Here is an 18408-nt window from a genome sequence, read left to right as displayed (position 1 = left end):
CGGATTCCAAACGCGCTCCGCTTGAACGGTTAAAATCCGCAGGGGGCAGAACGTGTCCTCTTTTCCGCTTGCTTCTCTAGGGTTTGCTCAGGGGAACTGCACGTCTATACAATACAGAAAATATCAACGCCATAATTTTTCCTAGTAGGAAAGGAGGCTTTATGAGCGAAAAATATACCACAGAACGGCCCGACTGGGTACCCGAGGACGCCGACGCGAAGTTTACGACGAGCGTCATGGGCGGCATCGAGGGCATCAAGGATCTGACCGTCGGCAACATCAACCCGAAATTGCTGAACGGGACAGGGATGTCCCACCGCAAACTTGTCCTCAGTGAAGATGACTATGTTGAGGGCGTGGCCCGCGGCGACCGCATGACGCTATCTCGTGCGATCACGCTCATCGAGAGCAACAGCAGCAAGCACTTCAAGCGTGCCCAGCGCGTGCTTCAGCGCCTGCTGCCGAAGACGGGCAATGCTCTGCGCATCGGTATCACGGGCGTGCCGGGGGCAGGCAAGTCCACGATGATCGAGGCGTTCGGCAATATGCTCTGCGATGCGGGACATCGTGTCGCTGTGCTCACCGTTGACCCCACAAGTTCTGTCACGAAGGGCTCGATCCTCGGCGACAAGACACGTATGGGAACCCTCTCGCGCCGTCCCGAGGCGTTCATCCGCCCCTCTCCTGCAGGCGGCACACTCGGCGGCGTCGCGCGCAAGAGCCGTGAGACCATGCTGCTCTGCGAGGCGGCCGGCTACGACGTTATCATCATCGAGACCGTCGGCGTCGGGCAGTCCGAGACGACGGTGCGCTCCATGGTTGACTTTTTCCTGCTCGTCGTGCTGACGGGCGCGGGCGATGAACTCCAAGGCATCAAGAAGGGCATCATGGAGCTTGCGGATGCGATCGTCATCAACAAGGCGGACGGGGACAACCTCATCAAGGCGAAGGTCGCACGCGGGCAGTACGAGCGCATGATCGAGTTTATCCGCCCCGCGACACCGGGCTGGGAGACGCACGCTTACCTTGCCTCCGCGATCGAGAAGACAGGACTTGCCGAGCTGTGGGAGATCATCCGCATCTTTCGCGAGAAGACCACGAAGAGCGGCGTGTGGAAGAAGCGGCGCGACGGGCAGCTGCTCGACTGGATGAACAGTATGATCGACGAGCATCTGCACAACCTGTTCTTCGATGATGCCGTTGTGCGCGGGCGCATGCCCGAGGTAAAGGATGCGGTCCTCTCGGGCGGCATCTCACCGACCCAGGCAGTTGCGGAGCTGCTCAGTGTATTCGATGTGCACCGTGCGGCGGGACGGCAGGTCGACCTCTTTACGAATTGAGGAGGTGTACCCATGACGAAACGCATCTGCCTTTCGGGTGCGGATATGTACGAGCTCGAGGAGGTGTTTCGCGGACGGCGCGGCATCGTCTCCGTCCGCACGGGCTACATCAACGCTGCGCCGCAGACCGCGCACGAGGATGCGCTGACAGGCGCGTCGGGCGGTCGTGTGGGCGTTGAGATCGTTTACGATCCCAAAAAGACGGACATCTCACAGCTGCTCGATCTGCATTTTTCCGTCGTTACGCCGTACAGCATCGACGGGCAGGGCTATGTGCGCGGTGCCGTGTATCGCGCGGGCATCTTCTACGAGAGTGCGGAGGACGAGCCGCAGATTGCGCTCTACCTCACCTTTCTCGCAGGCAAGGGACGCTGCCCCGCGACGGGGGAGCACCTGACACTCAATGATCCGAACAGCAGTGCGGCAGCACGGCGCGTTATGCACGCTACGATGGAGCGGCTGATCTCGTTTCAGCCGGCAGCGGACGAGCATCAAGGCTATCTCACGCGGCATCCCGAGACGGAGACCTACATCGACCTTGCACGTCTGCGCGAACTTGTTAAACTATAGGAAGTACTGATAAATCCAGCACTGCCGTCTTAGCGCATTTTTTGCCCGCACTGTGTCGGCAAATTGGGCAAAAATCTGCGCTAATCTGACAGATTTTATTTTATCAGCGATTCCCCCAAAAGACCATTGGCCCGTGGGACCAGTGGTCTTTTTTTGGATCATAGACGATTTTTATTTTTATACAGAATTATTTTATGCTATAATCAAAAGAATAAAAAAGTTCTATAGTGTCGTTCCATACGCGCATGTGCCGGATCTTGCGACAGTGTGCAGAATGGACGGGGAAACCAAAGGGGAGACGAGTATGAGCATACGCACGAAACTACAGTCGATTCTTATTCTGCTGTTTGTATTCATCGTGGGATTAGTTGGGCTGAACTTCTTTACGTTCAATGAACTCAAGGGGGATGCGCCTGCGGTCAACGCTTCCGGCTCGCTGCGGATGCGCGCCTATCAGCTTTCGTGGGGGGCAGCACGGCTCGTGTCGGCAGATGAGGGCGACGCACAGACGCTGCGCGCGGCGATGCAGAAGAATCTGGAGGACTACGATCGTATTCTGAAGGGGCTGGAGCAGGGCGATGCGGCGATGGGGCTGACGGCACCCTCGGATGAGGCGGTCCAGCGACAGCTCGGCGTTGTGAAGCCGCTGTGGGAGGCGTATCGTGCTGATATCCGTGCCGCTGCCGAGGGAACGGATGAGGAGGCGCGCCGCACCGCAGAGGCAAAGACAGCAAAAGAGGTTGCGCCCTTTGTGGCAGAGGTCAACAAGTTGGTCGCTGCCTACGATGCCGCCGGACAGGCGAAGATCGAAAGGTCCAAGGACATCCAGCTCGGCGTGATTCTGCTTGCTGTTCTTGTGGTGGGCGGTGCACTCTGGCTGATTCTCACACAGATTCTGCGCCCCCTGGCGGCGCTGACGGATTCGTTTCGCGGCATTTCTGAGGGCGAGGGGGATCTGACGCAGCAGCTTCACGCAGCGCGCGATGATGAAATCGGACGGATCGTCCTCTACTTCAACACCTTCGTCGGGAAACTGCGTACGATCATACGCGGCGCACAGGAGAGTGCAGCGGAGGTTGCACAGCTCTCCGGTGCACTCTCGCAGGCAAGCGGTGAGAGCAGCAAGGCCGTCGAAGTGGTCGCCGGCTCCGTCACCGATGTCGCAGGGCGGGCGAATGAACAGAATACGGATATGCAGGCCCTCGCGGACCATGTGGAACAGATCGCGGAACACATGGCGCAGATGCTCGCGGCTGCCAAACGCTCTGCTGCCCTCTCGGCGGATTCTGAGGGAAAGGCAGCGGATGGAAGGGACGGTGCGGCACGTGTTGCATCCCAGACCGATGGCCTGCGCGATATTGTCATGACGATGGATCGGAATGTGCAGACGCTCACGCAGTATGCGGAGGACATCAATCAGATCATCGATCTCATTAAGGGCATCTCGGGGCAGACGAATCTGCTCGCGCTCAACGCTGCGATCGAAGCTGCACGTGCGGGGGAGAGCGGACGTGGTTTTGCTGTCGTCGCGGAGGAGGTGCGCAAGCTCGCTGAGAGCTCGAGCCTTGCGGCGGACGATGTCACGGAAAAGATGACCGGCATTCGTCAGCAGGTGCATGAGACGCGCAGTGCAAATCAGGAGCTGGTCAGCGAGCTCGAGAAGATCACGGAGGCGGTTGCTGCAGTGCGTGCCTCGCTGAATGCCATCGCTGCGAGCTCCGAGGAGAGCCGCCGTGCGGCAGCTGAGATCGTGCAGCTGAATCAGACGGCATCGACAGGCGCACAGAACGTTGTGGGCACGTCGGGGAATGTCGCATCAGCGGCAAAACAGATTGCGGGGCTCACCGAGGACTCGGCAGCTGCCATCGAGGAGCAGAGCGCGACCATGGAACAGGTCGTCGCTACTGCAGAGCGCTTGTCCGGTTTGTCGGCGAAGCTGGACGGCCTCGTCGGAAAGTTCAAGACCTGACTCCAGTGAGACGCCGTTATGCCATGTTTATGGGGGCGGATAAAATTCGTGTGTGCTCCTTGGCGCATCTTTTTTCGTCCGGCCTGTGTCAACAATCTTCCGCACAGCCTTTGCTGGGCGTCGGTCGCTTTCCTTGGAAGGGAAAATCTGCACCGATCGATCGGCTGTTATTTTATCAGCGATTTCTTATGCGGATGTATCAGATGGGGGATTGCGCCGCGTTCTTCCTGCGATATACCAGCGGAAAGGACTTTTCTGTTGAAACGAGAGGGGAACTATGTCCATTCATAATAAACTGCGAATCACACTCGTCGCCCTTTTCGTCTTCATTATCGGGCTGGTCGGGCTGAACTTTGCCACCTTTGCCCAGCTGGACGGGGACGCTCCCGCCGTCAATGCCTCCGGCTCGCTGCGCATGCGTGCCTATCAGCTTGCATGGCTCTCGGCACGTATGGTCTCCGCCGATGCAGCGGAGGCAGCGGAGCTCCGTAGTATGATGATGGTGCAGATCGAGATGTATGACCGCATCCTTGCGGGGCTGCGCAGGGGAGATGCCGAGCTCGGCCTTCGTCCGGCATCGGATGAGGCGATCAAGGAACAGCTGCGCACGCTGCAGCCTCTCTGGGAGGAGTACCGCACAAATGTGTTCGCCGTCACGGGGGCTGTGGGGACGGAGGAAAAGCACGAGGCGAATGCCGTCGTTGCTGCCGAAGTTGACGGCTATGTGACCGAGGTGGACAAGCTCGTCACGGCGTATGACAATGCCAGCCAGGCAAAGATCGGCGTTTCCAAGCAGATCGGCGTGGGCGTGATCGTCCTTGCGTTCCTTGTCTTTGCCGTGTCCTCCTACTGCATCATCATGGAGGTACTGCGGCCGATTGCGGCACTGACTGCATCGTTCCGCGAGGTCGCGGGCAAGGAGGCGGATCTCACCCAGCAGCTCACCACCAGACGATTTGACGAGATCGGGCGCATTGTGCAGTCCTTCAACACCTTTGTCAGCGAGCTGCGCCGGATCATGCAGCGTGCGCAGACTTGCGCAGCCGAGGTCGCGGGGCTGTCGGATACGATGTGGCGGGCGAGTGTTGAGAACAGCAAGGCAGTCGAGTACAATGCGCTTGCCATCACCCATGTTGCCGCGCACACCAGCGAGCAGGATGAGAATGTCCAGATGCTCGCGTCGAGTGTGACCGGCATCTCTGCACATCTGGAGGAGATGCAGGTACTTACACAGGCGGAGAACGTGAACCGTACGGCGCTCCTCACCTCTATTGAAGCGGTACGCGCCTGCGCACAGGTCGCAGCAGCGGCATCGGAGGAGGTCGCCAAGGCCTCACGTGAGATCGCGGGACATACAACGGATGCGGCGGCCGCAATCGAGCAGGAAACCGCCTCTCTCGATGCCTTTGCCGCAACGGCCGAGCATCTCAAGGGCCACGCTGCCGAGCTGGATGAGCTGGTTGGCAAGTTCAAGGTGTAGCACGGTGGATTCTTGCCTCGCATGGAGCAATGCCGTACCATAGGATCGGGATTTGGATGTGTATGAAATAGGAGGTATACCATGGAGGTCAAGGCAGATCTTGCGCAGGATGTGTTCAAGGATGCGGGGGAGAGCGTCATTTTTGTCATGCTCTCGTTGAAGCGTGAGGACATCGAGAAGGAACGGGAGATCATCGCCGATATGGCGGACCGCATCGAAGCAATTCAGCGTTCGATGAACATCCGCGTTGCACCGGAGATGGTAAAGCTCACCTTTGGGTTCAGCAACCGCGCATGGGAGTATCTCTTCCCGCATGCCGCGAAACCAAAGGAACTTGAGGATTTCAAGGGCGTCAATGGGAAGAACCATCAGGCCCCGACGACGCCTGCCGATCTTTTCCTGCACGTACGTGCAGATGAGGCATCGACGACCTATCTCGTCGTCGATCAGATCATGGGCTTCCTGCGCCCCATCGTGGATGTTGTGGATGAGACGCACGGTTTTCACTATCGTGAGGGTCGTGCCATCATCGACTTTATCGACGGGACGGAGAATCCCGTCGGTGAGGAGGCGAAGGAGTGGGCGATCATTGGCGCGGAGGATCCCGACTTCATCAATGGCTCCTATGCCTTCGCACAGAAGTATGTTCACGATCTCGATGCGTGGCGCGCCCTGCCGACCGAGGTGCAGGAAAAGTACATCGGCCGTCGGAAGTACAGCGATCTGGAGCTCGACGATGACGAGAAGGACCCGCGCGCACACAACATCATCTCGCAGGACAACCGCGACGACGAGGAACACAAGATCGTGCGCATGAACGTCGTCTATGCGAATCCGGGCGAGGGCGTGCGCGGCACCTACTTTATCGGCTATGCACGCCACTGGGATGTGACGCGCACGATGGTCATCAATATGTTCACGCAGGACGATCGCCTGCTCGAGTACTCGACGGCACTGAAGGGACAGCTCTTCTTCATCCCGTCGAAGGAGCTCATGGGGCGCATCGCCGAGGGTGAATTGTTCTAAAACGCAAAATACCGCCGTGCCGAGGATCTCGGTGCGGCGGTATTTTTCTATGCCGTTATTCTTTGATCGGTTTTTTGAGCATCGACAGGATGACAGCACCGACGATGGCGCCGATGATGATGCTCACGAGGTACATGAGCGGGTTGCCGATGGTCGGGACGACGAAGATGCCGCCGTGGGGCGCACGCAGCGTGCAGTCAAAGACCATGGTGAGTGCGCCCGCAAGTGCCGAGCCGACGACCATCGAGGGGATGACGCGGACGGGATCGGCGGCAGCAAAGGGAATGGCACCCTCCGTAATGAAGGAGAGCCCCATGACGTAGTTCGTGATGCCCGCCTTGCGCTGGCTCTCGGTGAAGCGGTTCTTAAAGAGGGTAGTCGCTAGGGCAATCGCGAGCGGCGGAACCATGCCGCCGGCCATGACTGCCGCCATGACGTGATACTCGCCCGAGGCGAGGAGCCCCGTGCCCGTGACATACGCCGCCTTGTTGATTGGGCCGCCCATGTCGATCGCCATCATGCCGCCGACAACAATGCCCATAAGGACGCGCGCTGAGGGATCCATGCTGCCGAGTGTCGCGACCATCCATGTGTTGATGGCGGCGACGGGCGGCGTGATGATGAAAAGGGTGATAAAGCCGATGATGAGGATGCCGAAGAACGGATAGAGCAGGACAGGCTTGATGCCGTCGAGTGCGGCGGGCAGTCCCGCAAAGCCCTTCTTCAGCAAGTTGACGGCATAGCCGCCGATAAATCCTGCGAGGAGTGCACCGAGGAAGCCCGTGCCGTGTGCACCCGCGAGTGCGCCGCCGACGAAGCCGACGGCGAGACCGGGGCGGTCAGCGATGGACATGGCGATGAAGCCCGCGAGAACGGGAAGCATAAAGCCGAACGATGCGCCGCCGACATCCATGAAGAATTTGGCGAGCGGGGTGTTCGAGCCGAAATGCGACGGGTCAATCGTGTAGTCGTCAAAGAGGAAGGCGAGGGCGATGAGGATGCCGCCGCCGACGACGAACGGGAGCATGTGCGAGACGCCGTTCATGAGGTGCTTGTAGATCTGGCGTCCGAGGCTCTCCTCCTCGGATGCATCCGCCCCCTCTGCCGTATCCGCGCCGCTCGCGTGATAGACGGGCGCGGAGCCCGCGAGGGCACGGTCGATGAGCTCGTCTGCCTTGTTGATGCCGTCCGCGACCTTCGTGATGACGACGCGGTGTCCGTCAAAGCGCGACATGGCGACGTTCTTGTCCGCCGCGACGATGATGCCATCGGCGGCCGCGATCTCCTCCGGTGTGAGGACGTTCTTTGCGCCCGCCGAGCCGTTCGTCTCGACCTTGATGGAGATGCCGCGCTTCTTCGCGTGCTGTTCCAGGCTCTCCGCCGCCATGAAGGTGTGCGCGATGCCCGTGGGGCAGGCGGTAACGGCGAGGATCTGGATGTGGTCGGCGGCAGGTGCGCTCTCCGTGCTCTCCTCCGCGGCTCTCGGCGCGGTGAAGGTGCCGTTTTCCTTCGCGTCGATGAGGCCGCGGAATTCCTCGACGGTCTTGGCGGCGATGAGTGCTTCCTTGAAGTCGGGATCCATAATCATGGTCGCAAGGCTGGAGAGAATGGTGAGGTGCTCGTCGTTTGCGCCGTTCGGTGCGGCAATCATGAAGAAGAGGCGGCTCGGGTTGCCGTCCATCGCGGCAAAGTCCATGCCGTCGGGGATGGTCATGGCGGCGAGACCTGCTGCCTTTACGCCGTCGCTCTTGGCGTGCGGGGTTGCAATGCCGTCGCCGAGGCCCGTCGTGCCGCTCGCCTCACGTGCGAGTACGTCCTTGACGTACTGTTCCTTGTTACTGAGGTTTCCACCCTTTTCCATGCAGTCCGCGAGCAGGCGGATGGCTGCCTCCTTGGAGGCGGGGGCGGAGACGCCGAGGGCTATGCTCTTAGGGTTAAGAAGGTCGTTGATATGCAAAGGGAAAACCCTCCTTTTTCATTGTATTGTATCTGCTGTGCAATATTCCTTGAAAATATCCGCATTGTTTGGCGTGGCGTGCAGTCCTTTAGCAAACCCTGGTGGAGCAACCGGCACAGAGTGTGCGGCCCGCCCCCTGCGGATTTTAATCGTTCAAGCGCAGCGCGTTTGGAATCCGCAGGTATTTTGGCGGACGAGCACACGACCGCTTGCGTAACGAGGATTCTGCGCAGGACACACGCCACATGGGATTGCACAGCTGCGATAGGTTTACGTTCATACACGCAGGACGCACGCCGCTCTTACATCACGCGATTGTTTTCAGCAGCGCGAGAGCCTCCTCGCGCGTGGCAAGGTTCTCGGAGAATGCCGAGGCGGAGCCGGTCGCAACGCCCATGTAGAAGGCGCGCTCGTAGTCGCCGTCCGACTCCATATAGCCTGCGAGGAAGCCTGCGACCATTGAGTCGCCTGCGCCGACAGAGTTGACGAGTGTGCCCTTCGGCGCGGCAGAGCGATAGAATACGCCCTCCTCGGTGAGGAGGATCGCACCGTCGCCCGCCATGGAGATGAGGACGTTTGTCGCGCCCTCGTCCTGCAGGCGTTTCGCATGCTCGATGATCTCGTCGTCTGTGTTCAATGTCACGCCGAACATCTCGCCAAGCTCGTGATTGTTTGGCTTGATGAGAAACGGATGATACTTCAGCACACGCCGCAGAAGGTTCTTCGTCGCATCCACGACAATGCGGATGCCGCGCCCGTCGAGGTGTTCCATGATGCGTTCATAGATATCGTCGGGCAGGGTATTCGGAATCGACCCTGCGAGGACGAGGGTGTCACCGTGTGAGAGACGATCGAGCTTTTCAAACAGCGCGCGCTGCGCTTCGGGCGGAATCTTCGGCCCCTGCCCGTTGATCTCCGTCTCACGCTCCGCCTTGATCTTGACGTTGATGCGTGAGAACCCTTCGTCGAGATGTACGAAGTCCTCCGTCACATTGAATGAGCGGAGCTGCTGCTGCATCGCTGTACCTGTGAATCCCGCGAGGAAGCCGAGTGCCGTTGCATCATGTCCGAGATTTTTCAGTACGATGGCGACGTTGATGCCCTTGCCTCCCGGCAGGATCTGCTCATAGTTCACGCGGTTGATCTCGCCCGGGGTGAACTGCTCCAATCGGACGATGTAGTCAATCGACGGATTGAAGGTGACCGTGTAGATCATATACATCCCTCCTGTCCCATTACAGATGAATCTCTTTCCAATATTGCCATCATATAATGCAGGCACAGTAAAGTCAAGGAAGTCGTTCTCATAGCGGTGGACTTGTCAGCGGATTTTCTTTCCTCTATAATAAAAAAGAAAGGTACAGCGTTTTTGGGGAATGGGAGGACGTATGAACGAAATCGTAGACAGCAGTACTGAGCAGATTATTGTGGAGGCACAGGAAAAGCCGGCACCGACGCCGCACCCCAAGAAGGCAGCTCCGAAGGGGGCATTTTTCTACATCAAAAAATGCCTGCGGCTCATTATCGGTGCCTTCATCACTGCCGTAGGACTCGATCTTTTCCTCATCCCGAACAATGTCATCGACGGCGGCGTCGTCGGTTTGTCGATCATGTCGCAGACGATCACGGGCATGAGCCTCGGCGTGTTCCTCGTGCTCTATAATATTCCCTTTGTCTTTATGGGGTACAAACAGATCGGCAAGAGTTTCGCGCTCTCGACGGTCTTTGCCATCATCATGCTCTCGATCTGGTCGAGTGTGCTTCACGACGTACCGCAGGTGACGAACGATCCCTTCCTTGCCGCGATCTTCGGCGGCGTCGTGACGGGGCTCGGCGTCGGTATCGTCATGCGTACGGGCGGCTGCTTCGACGGGACAGAGATCGTCGCGATCATCATGGATGCGCGGACGCAGTTCTCCGTCGGCGAGGTGGTCATGTTCATCAACCTCTTTATCCTCTCCTCGGCGGGCCTGCTCTACGGCTGGGACAAGGCGATGTACTCGCTTTTTGCCTACTTCGTCATCGCAAAGATGATTGACGTCGTGCTGAAAGGGCTCGATGAGTCGTATGCCGTCATGATCGTCACGAGCGAGCATGAGGAGATGACCGAAGCGCTCAACGAACGCCTCGGGCGCGGTGTGACACTGCTGCACGGCGCGGGCGGCTACACGGGCGATGCAAAGGAGATCCTTTACTGTGTCGTCACACGCCTCGAACTGGACAAGCTGAAGGAGATCGTCCTTGACAAGGACGAGCGCGCCTTTGTGACCATCAATGCCGTGCATGACATCGTGGGCGGACGTTTCAAGAAAAAGGCGATTCACTAAGGATTCCCCAAAGCCTCCCCCGTACACGCGGGGGAGGGGGCCGCGAAGCGGGGGAAGGGGCATCGTCTGCAATGTATCCGTGCTTTCTTGGGGGAGATTGATCGGTGATGAAACAGTTTCTCAGATATACGGCTCTGCTGAGCTTCTTTCTTCTGCTCCTGCCCACGGCACCTGCGCTTGGCGCTGCGCGTATCGCACAGCTGCCGCTCGTGGTGGAGGGCGGTGCGGCAGACGTTGATGCGGAGACGGTGGATGCGCTCGAGGATATGGTCGCGCGCGATCTCCACATGCCGCTGAACGATACGATGGGCTGGCTCACCTATGTCGATGAACGTGCGCTGCTCGATGCGTATGATAGTGCCTGTGGGCAGTATGCCACGCGGCGCGGCTATGACTATCCTGCTGTCCTGCGTGCGACGGCAGATGCCGTGGAGGCAGACCTCGTCGTTCTGCCAATCCTCACGACCTACTATGAGGAGATATATTACACGAGTATCTTCTATGAGGAGAATTTTCTGCACAGCGGTGCCGCCGTCCGCCTACTCGTCTATGACCGCGCAGCGGGGGAGATCATTGACCGCCGCGATGCGCGCTCATACGCGGATGAGGATCAGCCGAGCGGCAGGGCGTATGTCCTCGCGGGCGAGGTGGTGCGTAACGTCCTCGCCGCGGCTAATCTCCGTGCACACCTGTGCAACCTGCGCGAGACGGCGCGAGGGGTGTCATACCACAAAAAGAGAGAGGCGGTTATACCGCCTCTCTCTTTGTATACGGAGGAATCGCTGGTCAGAGCTTCCCTTGGCCGTTTATGATCGTTTGTGTCGGCGCGATGAGTTTAACCCCGTTTTCGTCAAAGTAACGGAGATAGGCATCAGATGGACGCTTGTTGGTCACAACATATTCGAGATCCTTCAGGGCGCAGTAACTCATGAGAGTCGCATGGTCGAATTTTGAATCATCTACGAGAAGAATATGAGGACAGTTCTTTTTCATTAGGCTCTGTTTGAGCTCACATTCCAGTGGGGAGGTGTTGGTCGCTCCATGTTCAATGGAGATGCCTGTGCTGGCGAGAAATGCTTTTGTGACGTTATAGCGCCGCAGACACTCGACGGCCTGAGGTCCGATAAATGCCTTCGACGGGGCATAGAATGTGCCGCCGGTAGAGATGACGTTCAGACGGGTGTATGTCACGGCCATGTTAATCACGTGGACACTGGCGGTAACGATGGTCAGCCGTTGCTTGTCGAGCAAGTAGGGCACCATGTGCATCGTGGTGGTGCCAGAGTCAATGTAGATGACATCACCGTCGTCCACGAGATCTGCAGCAAGATGACCAATGAGTTTTTTTGCCTCAGCGTTGCGCCCTTCACGAAAGGCAAATGGTTCGGGCGCATTTGCAGGTGGGTCGGCGAGGACGATACCGCCATATACCTTCTCAATGATGCCTTTTTCCTGCAGGTCGGCGATATCGCGTCGAATGGTGTTCTTGGAGACGCCGAACATATCACAAAGGTCATTGATGGAGATGTTATGGGCTTCTTTTAGTGCTTCGTGTATTTTTCGTCTGCGATCTATTTTCATATATGATCCCCTGAATCAGACGCGTTCATCAGCGTCAAAGTAAGAAGGGCAACATACCCAACTTTTGTTCAAATCCAACGATTCTATCATATCACGATTTTACAAGATATACAAGTAATTGCCTTCTTTGCCGTATTGAAAAAGGCATGTGGTGCTTTTTAAGTGTAGGAGGAAGCCCCCCTATTGACAGGATAAAAAAGAATCTTTAATAGTTGACAACGTGATGAAAAAGGTGTAAATTATTTCCATGAGATAATCAAAACATTATCAAAATGTAAATGGTGATCAGGATAGGAGAGTGGACAATATGGGTTACACATTTATGGTTCCTGCCAAGATTATTTCCGGTACGAATGTGATCGAGGAATTGGGGGAGCACATCCGCGGCAAGGGTACCAAAGCACTGATTGTCACAGATCCGTTCATGGTGAAGTTTGGCAATGCGGCAAAGGTGGAATCTGCGCTGACGAAGGCGGGCATCCCCTATGTCATCTATGATGGGGCAAGTGCCGAACCGACCGATACGATTGTTTACGATGGCTTGAGTGTCTATAAGAAAGAGAACTGCGATTTCATCATTGCACTCGGCGGTGGTTCTCCGATGGATGCAGCAAAAGCGATTGCCTTTATGTCTGTCTCCAAAGGGAAGATCAGCGACTATATGCACGTCAGCATCGATATGCAGGTTCCCTATCTCGTGGCGATTCCAACGACGGCGGGCACGGGCTCCGAGGTGACGAAGAACACGATCATCACGGACACGGAGAACAATGTCAAGATGCTGCTCGGCGGTCCCTCGATCATCCCTGCACTCGCGGTGGTCGATCCCTCGTTTACGATGACGGCGCCGCCCGCCGTGACGGCAGCGACGGGCGTGGATGCCCTCTGCCATGCGATTGAGGCGTACACGTCGCGCCGCGCACAGCCGCTGACGGATACGTTTGCACTCTCCGCCATCAAGAAGATTTACAAGAATCTCCCGCTCTGCTATGCGGACGGCAAAAATGTCGAGGCGCGCCTTGCCATGTCGATTGCGGCGACGGAGGCGGGCATTGCGTTCAACAACGCGTCGGTCACGATTGTCCACGGCATGAGCCGCCCCATCGGCGCCCTCTTCCACATCGCGCACGGCGTTTCAAACGCGATTCTCCTGCCCGCGTGCATGAAATTTGCGATTGAGGAGAACACGGATCGCTTTGCGACGATTGCACGCATTATGGAGGTTGCGGACGACACGACGCCCGACCATGATGCAGCCGTTGCGTTTGTTGCAGAGGTGGCGCGCTTCTGCAAGGAGGTTGGTATCCCAACGACGGAGGAGTGCCTTGCGCAGCGCGGCTTCACGAAGGAGGACTTCCTCGCGCAGACGGACAAGATGGCGGCAGATGCACTTGAGAGCGGCAGCCCCCAGAACACGATGCGCGTTCCGACGAAGGAAGAGATCATCGCGATTTACAACGAGCTGTTCTAACGAGCATATACAGGAGGGAATGCCATGCCACTTGTCAAATTGTCCGATCTGGTGACGAAGCCGGATCACACGTATGCGGTGGGCGCGTTCAACGTCTCCGACATGGAGATGGCGATGGGCGCGATCAGAGCCGCCGAGGAGATGAACGCACCGCTCATCCTGCAGGTGGCAGAGGGGCGGCTGCGCTATTCCCCGCTTGACCTCCTGGGGCCTGTGATGGTCGCGGCGGCGAAGAAGTGCAAGATGCCGACAGCGGTGCACCTCGATCACGGCGGCACGATGGAGACGATCCAGCTTGCGCTCGACCTCGGCTTTACCTCGGTCATGTTCGATGGCTCGAAGTATCCCCTCGATGAGAACATCGCACGCACGCGCGAAGTCGTGAAGCTCGCGAAGAGCTACGGTGCGGATGTCGAGGCGGAGATCGGTCGCGTGGGCGGCGCCGAGGGCGACTACAAGAGTGTGGACATCCTCGTCACGAGTGTGGAGGAGGCGAAGCGCTTTGCCGCGGAGACGGAGGTCGACGCGCTCGCCGTCGCCATCGGTACGGCGCACGGGAACTACAAGGAGCAGCCCGTCCTGCGCATCGACCGCCTCAAGGAGATCGCAGCGGCCGTCAAGACCCCGCTCGTTCTCCACGGCGGCACGGGTCTGACGCATGAGGATTTCCGGCAGTGCATTGCAAATGGGATTCAGAAGATCAACATTGCGACGGCATCCTACGACTCCTCGGCGAACCGCATCCGCAAGGTGGCGGCGGAGAAGCCCGACGCCCGCTACTTCGACTTCAGCGAGGCAATCGTGGAGGGGACGTACGAGAACGTCAAGAAGCACATGGAGATCTTTGGCATGAAGGATAAGGCATAAGGAGAGGAACGATGGCACTCATTACCTTTGATGCAAACAAGAAGCGCGACGTGGTTCTGATCGGACGCGTGACGCTGGACTTCAACCCGAACGAGCTGAACCGCACGCTGGACAAGGTGGAGACGTTCTCTATGTATCTCGGCGGCTCGCCGGGTAATATGGCGGTCGGCATCAACAAGCTCGGCAAGAAGGTCGGCTTCATCGGCGCTGTCTCAAACGATCAGTTCGGTGATTTTGTGCTGAACTACTTCAAGGAGAGGGATATCGACACGAGTCAGATGGTGCGCGCGAAAAACGGCGAGCGCATCGGGCTGACGTTCACGGAGATCAAGAGTCCGACGGAGTCGAGCATCCTCATGTACCGTGACGATGTGGCGGATCTCACGATTGCGCCCGAGGATGTGGATGAGCAGTACATCGCTGACACGAAGATCCTCATCATCTCGGGCACGGCACTCTCGGCAAGTCCGTCGCGCGAGGCGTGTCTCATCGCCGCGCAGTATGCGAAGAAGCATGGCACGCGCATCATCTTCGACGTGGACTACCGCCCGTACAGCTGGCGCACGAAGAAGGACATCCAGATCTACTACTCGCTCGTAGCGTCGATGGCGGATGTCATCATCGGCTCGCGTGACGAGATCAACCTCACCGAGGGCTACGACGAGGATGCGACGGAGCCGGCGGATCACCTCATCGCGGACAAGTACATTGCACAGGGGACGAAGATCGTCGTCATCAAGCATGGCAAGGCGGGCTCGATTGCCTATACGGCGGATAAGAAGGCATACAAGGTGTCGTCTTACAACATCAAGCTGCTGAAGTCTTTCGGTGGTGGCGATGCCTATGGCAGTGCCTTCGTCTATGGACTCCTTGAAGGATGGTCTGTAGCGGATTCGCTGCAGCACGGCACGGCACATGCGGCAATGGTTGTTGCAAGTCATAGCTGCTCGAATGCGATGCAGACGGTCGAGCAGATCGATGCCTTTATGACGGAGCACAAGGCGGAGAAAGTTATTACGGAGATCGCGTGGGAGGCGGCACTATGAGATTCGGACGTCTTGGCGCAGAGTTAAAGCATGGCTACAATGCTATGACAACGCGCGAGAGTGATATGCTGATGGATATCGGCTATCAGTTGATGGATGAAAATGAGGTCGTGGAGTTCGAGGATGTCCTGCAGGAGACGGCGTTTGTCATTCTCACAGGGGATGTCGAGGTGCAGTGGGACGGCAAAAAGGAAATCATGCACCGCACATCGCTCTTTGATGAGGCTCCCTACTGCCTTCATGTTCCGCGTGGGAAAAAGGTGGTGCTGAAGGCGCTGAAACGCTCGACGGTGCTTGTGCAGAAGACGGAGAATGACCGTGACTTTGCGCCGGTCTTCTATCGCCCGGCAGACATCCAGTCGCCCGTCTTTGGCAGCGGCATGTGGCACCGCACGGCGGAGCGCACGGTGCGCACGATCTTCGACTATGAGAATGCGCCGTACTCCAACATGGTCAACGGCGAGGTCGTGAATACGCCGGGCTGCTGGTCGGGCTACATCCCGCACAACCATCCGCAGCCGGAGGTATACACCTACCAGTTCGACAAACCGCAGGGCTTCGGCGCAGCGTTCATCGGCGACAATGCCTTTAAGATCGAGCACAACAGCTGGTCGGAGATCACGGGCGGCTATATGCACCCGCAGGTCGCAGCGCCCGGCTACGCCATGTGGTATAGCTGGATGATCCGTCATCTGCCCGGCGACCCGTGGAAGAAGACGCGCACGGATCTGCCCGAGCATACGTGGCTGCTCGACGAGAACGCGAAGATTTGGCAGCCAAACCGCTAAGGTTTCAGGAATATGAGTGGAGGAGAGCACATGGAAAAGACGATTCGCCTTACAGTCGCACAGGCACTCGTGAAGTTCCTCAACAACCAGTACATTGAATTCGATGGCAAGCAGAATCCGATGTTCGAGGGCATCTTCGGCATCTTCGGCCATGGCAACGTGGTCGGCATCGGACAGGCGCTTGAGCAGGATGCGGGAAATCTCATCATGCGCATGGGGCGCAACGAGCAGGGCATGGCGCACGCAGCAATGGGCTTTGCAAAGCAGAAGCGCCGCAAGCAGCTCTACGCCTGCACCTCGTCCGTCGGTCCCGGCGCGCTCAACATGGTGACAGCGGCGGCAACGGCGACGGCGAACTGCATTCCCGTCCTCTTCCTGCCCGGCGATACCTATGCGGATCGCCAGCCGGATCCCGTGCTGCAGCAGATGGAGCAGCCGTCGAGCCTTTCCATCACGAGCAACGATGCCTTCAAGGCAGTCTGCAAATACTGGGATCGCGTGACGCGCCCCGAGATCCTCATGACGGCGTGCATCAACGCCATGCGCGTCCTCACCGATCCGGCGGAGACGGGTGCAGTCTGCATCGCGCTTCCGCAGGATGTCGAGGGTGAGGCGTATGACTACCCCGTGCATTTCTTCAAGAAGCGCGTCCATCGTATCGAGCGTCCTGCGCCCTCCCCGTATGCGATTGAGGAGGCGGTACAGCTCATCACGCGCAAGAAGAAGCCAATCATGATCTTCGGCGGCGGCGTGCGCTACTCCGAGGCGGAGGATACGTTCCGCGCATTCGCGGAGAAGTACGGCATCCCATTCGGCGAGACGCAGGCGGGCAAGGGCACGATCGTCTGGGATCACCCGCTGAACCTCGGCGGCATCGGCGAGACGGGCAGCCTCGGCGCGAACCTCATCGGCGCGGACGCGGATCTCGTCATCGGTGTCGGCACGCGCTATACGGACTTTACGACCTCCTCGAAGTGGCTCTATCAGAACCCCGAGGTGGAGTATCTCAACATCAACATCTCGCGCTTCCACGCGTACAAGATGGACGCCGTGCAGGTCGTCGCGGATGCGCAGGAGGGGCTCAAGGCACTGGATGCCGCTCTTGAAAAGACGGGATGGAAGGTCAGCGCGGACTATGCGGCAGCCGTGAAGGATGCCAAGGCAAAGACCGACGCCGAAGTCGACCGCATCTATCATCTTGAGTACACGGGTGAGGACTTCGTGCCCGAGGTCAACGATGCGTTTGACTTCAAGAAGGCGAGCAAGGAGTTTATCGAACTGACGGGTTCGTCCCTCCTCCAGACGCGCGTGCTCGGTGTGCTCGATGAGACAATCGACAAGAACGCCATCGTCGTCTGTGCAGCGGGCAGTCTCCCGGGCGACCTCCAGCGCGCATGGCGCACGAAGGAAGTCGACGGCTACCATGTCGAGTACGGCTTCTCCTGCATGGGCTACGAGCTGAACGCCTCCCTCGGTGTGCGCCTCGCCGCTCCAAACCGCGAGGTCTATGCACTCGTCGGCGACGCGGGCTACATGATGCTCAACTCCGAGCTTGCCACAGCGATTGCCGAGGGCATCAAGGTCAACATCATTCTCTTCGACAACATGACGAACGGCTGCATCAACAACCTCGAAATAGGTCATGGACAAGGCAGCTACGGTACGGAGCTCCGCTTCCGCAACCCGAAGACCGGCCAGCTTGATGGCGGCTTCGTCCCCGTGGACTTTGCGATGAACGCGGCGTCCTTCGGACTGAAGACCTACAAGGTAAAAACGGCGGAGGAGCTGAAGGCGGCGCTCGAAGATGCGAAGAAGCAGACGGTCTCGACGCTCATTGACTGCAAGGTTCTCCCCAAGTCCATGGTACATGGATACGGCAACTGGTGGCGTGTCGGTACGGCAGAGGTCAGCACGATGGAAGAGGTCAACCGCATTCATCGTGAGCGTATGATTCCGCATCTTGACGCTGCACGTAAGTATTAAGAG

15 protein-coding genes are annotated in these 18408 nt (G+C 58.2%); 12 read left to right on the top strand and 3 right to left on the bottom strand.

Features of this window, described 5'->3' with window-relative positions; translation table 11 throughout:
* Nucleotides 1-161: 161 nt before the first annotated feature.
* The 5 genes from meaB (at nt 162) to C1713_RS06620 (ending at nt 6385) form a co-directional block, all read left to right on the top strand.
* Nucleotides 162-1340 (top strand): methylmalonyl Co-A mutase-associated GTPase MeaB, encoded by a 1179-nt coding sequence (gene meaB, locus C1713_RS06640; RefSeq protein ID WP_009753794.1) that lies wholly within the window; start codon nt 162-164, stop codon nt 1338-1340.
* A 12-nt stretch (nt 1341-1352) separates the two neighbouring features.
* Entirely contained in the window at nt 1353-1910 is a 558-nt protein-coding gene (locus C1713_RS06635; protein ID WP_102493399.1) for a peptide-methionine (S)-S-oxide reductase, read from the top strand.
* Nucleotides 1911-2214: 304 nt separating this feature from the next.
* Nucleotides 2215-3879, top strand: a complete 1665-nt coding sequence (locus tag C1713_RS06630; RefSeq protein WP_102493398.1) for a methyl-accepting chemotaxis protein — start codon at nt 2215-2217, stop codon at nt 3877-3879.
* Nucleotides 3880-4156: 277 nt separating this feature from the next.
* Nucleotides 4157-5359 (top strand): type IV pili methyl-accepting chemotaxis transducer N-terminal domain-containing protein, encoded by a 1203-nt coding sequence (locus tag C1713_RS06625; protein WP_102493397.1) that lies wholly within the window; start codon nt 4157-4159, stop codon nt 5357-5359.
* An 81-nt stretch (nt 5360-5440) separates the two neighbouring features.
* Nucleotides 5441-6385, top strand: a complete 945-nt coding sequence (locus tag C1713_RS06620) for a Dyp-type peroxidase (protein ID WP_102493396.1) — start codon at nt 5441-5443, stop codon at nt 6383-6385.
* A gap of 55 nt (nt 6386-6440) precedes the next feature.
* Here the strand turns inward: C1713_RS06620 and C1713_RS06615 are convergent, their stop codons facing one another.
* Both C1713_RS06615 and pfkB read right to left on the bottom strand, forming a co-directional pair.
* Nucleotides 6441-8342: a PTS fructose transporter subunit IIABC gene (locus tag C1713_RS06615; protein ID WP_102493395.1), complete on the bottom strand. Its 1902-nt coding sequence runs from the start codon at nt 8340-8342 to the stop codon at nt 6441-6443.
* A gap of 307 nt (nt 8343-8649) precedes the next feature.
* On the bottom strand, nt 8650-9558 hold the full coding sequence (gene pfkB, locus C1713_RS06610; RefSeq protein ID WP_040572425.1) for a 1-phosphofructokinase: 909 nt from the start codon (nt 9556-9558) through the stop codon (nt 8650-8652).
* A 172-nt stretch (nt 9559-9730) separates the two neighbouring features.
* On the opposite strand from pfkB, the gene C1713_RS06605 reads away from it, so the two are divergent.
* Together C1713_RS06605 and C1713_RS06600 are read left to right on the top strand one after the other, a co-directional pair.
* Nucleotides 9731-10669 (top strand): YitT family protein, encoded by a 939-nt coding sequence (locus tag C1713_RS06605; protein WP_102493394.1) that lies wholly within the window; start codon nt 9731-9733, stop codon nt 10667-10669.
* A gap of 107 nt (nt 10670-10776) precedes the next feature.
* Nucleotides 10777-11481: a hypothetical protein gene (locus tag C1713_RS06600; RefSeq protein WP_102493393.1), complete on the top strand. Its 705-nt coding sequence runs from the start codon at nt 10777-10779 to the stop codon at nt 11479-11481.
* Here C1713_RS06600 and C1713_RS06595 read toward each other — a convergent pair.
* On the bottom strand, nt 11456-12250 hold the full coding sequence (locus C1713_RS06595; protein ID WP_102493392.1) for a DeoR/GlpR family DNA-binding transcription regulator: 795 nt from the start codon (nt 12248-12250) through the stop codon (nt 11456-11458). The two genes, C1713_RS06600 and C1713_RS06595, sit on opposite strands and share 26 nt — an antisense overlap.
* Nucleotides 12251-12557: 307 nt before the next feature.
* On the opposite strand from C1713_RS06595, the gene C1713_RS06590 reads away from it, so the two are divergent.
* From C1713_RS06590 to iolD, 5 genes are read left to right on the top strand one after another with little or no spacing between them, the layout of a single operon-like run.
* Nucleotides 12558-13721 carry an iron-containing alcohol dehydrogenase gene (locus C1713_RS06590; protein WP_102493391.1) on the top strand — a complete coding sequence of 388 codons (1164 nt, stop codon included), beginning with the start codon at nt 12558-12560 and terminating at the stop codon, nt 13719-13721.
* 24 nt (nt 13722-13745) lie between these two features.
* Nucleotides 13746-14588, top strand: coding sequence for a class II fructose-bisphosphate aldolase (locus C1713_RS06585; RefSeq protein WP_102493390.1), 843 nt, complete (start codon nt 13746-13748; stop codon nt 14586-14588).
* Between the two features lie 11 nt (nt 14589-14599).
* A complete protein-coding gene (iolC, locus tag C1713_RS06580; RefSeq protein WP_102493389.1) occupies nt 14600-15634 on the top strand; it encodes a 5-dehydro-2-deoxygluconokinase in 1035 nt (344 codons plus the stop codon).
* Nucleotides 15631-16422 carry a 5-deoxy-glucuronate isomerase gene (locus tag C1713_RS06575; protein ID WP_102493388.1) on the top strand — a complete coding sequence of 264 codons (792 nt, stop codon included), beginning with the start codon at nt 15631-15633 and terminating at the stop codon, nt 16420-16422. Before iolC ends, C1713_RS06575 begins: the two co-directional genes overlap by 4 nt.
* Before the next feature lie 30 nt (nt 16423-16452).
* Complete coding sequence (gene iolD / locus C1713_RS06570; protein WP_102493387.1) at nt 16453-18405, top strand: 3D-(3,5/4)-trihydroxycyclohexane-1,2-dione acylhydrolase (decyclizing); 1953 nt, start codon at nt 16453-16455, stop codon at nt 18403-18405.
* The last annotated feature ends 3 nt before the right edge of the window (nt 18406-18408 follow it).

It is taken from the genome of Centipeda felix (genome assembly GCF_900186465.1).
GTDB classification, from domain to species: domain Bacteria; phylum Bacillota; class Negativicutes; order Selenomonadales; family Selenomonadaceae; genus Centipeda; species Centipeda felix.
Note: the sequence above shows the minus strand (reverse complement) of the source record. Positions and strands in the feature narration are given on the sequence as shown.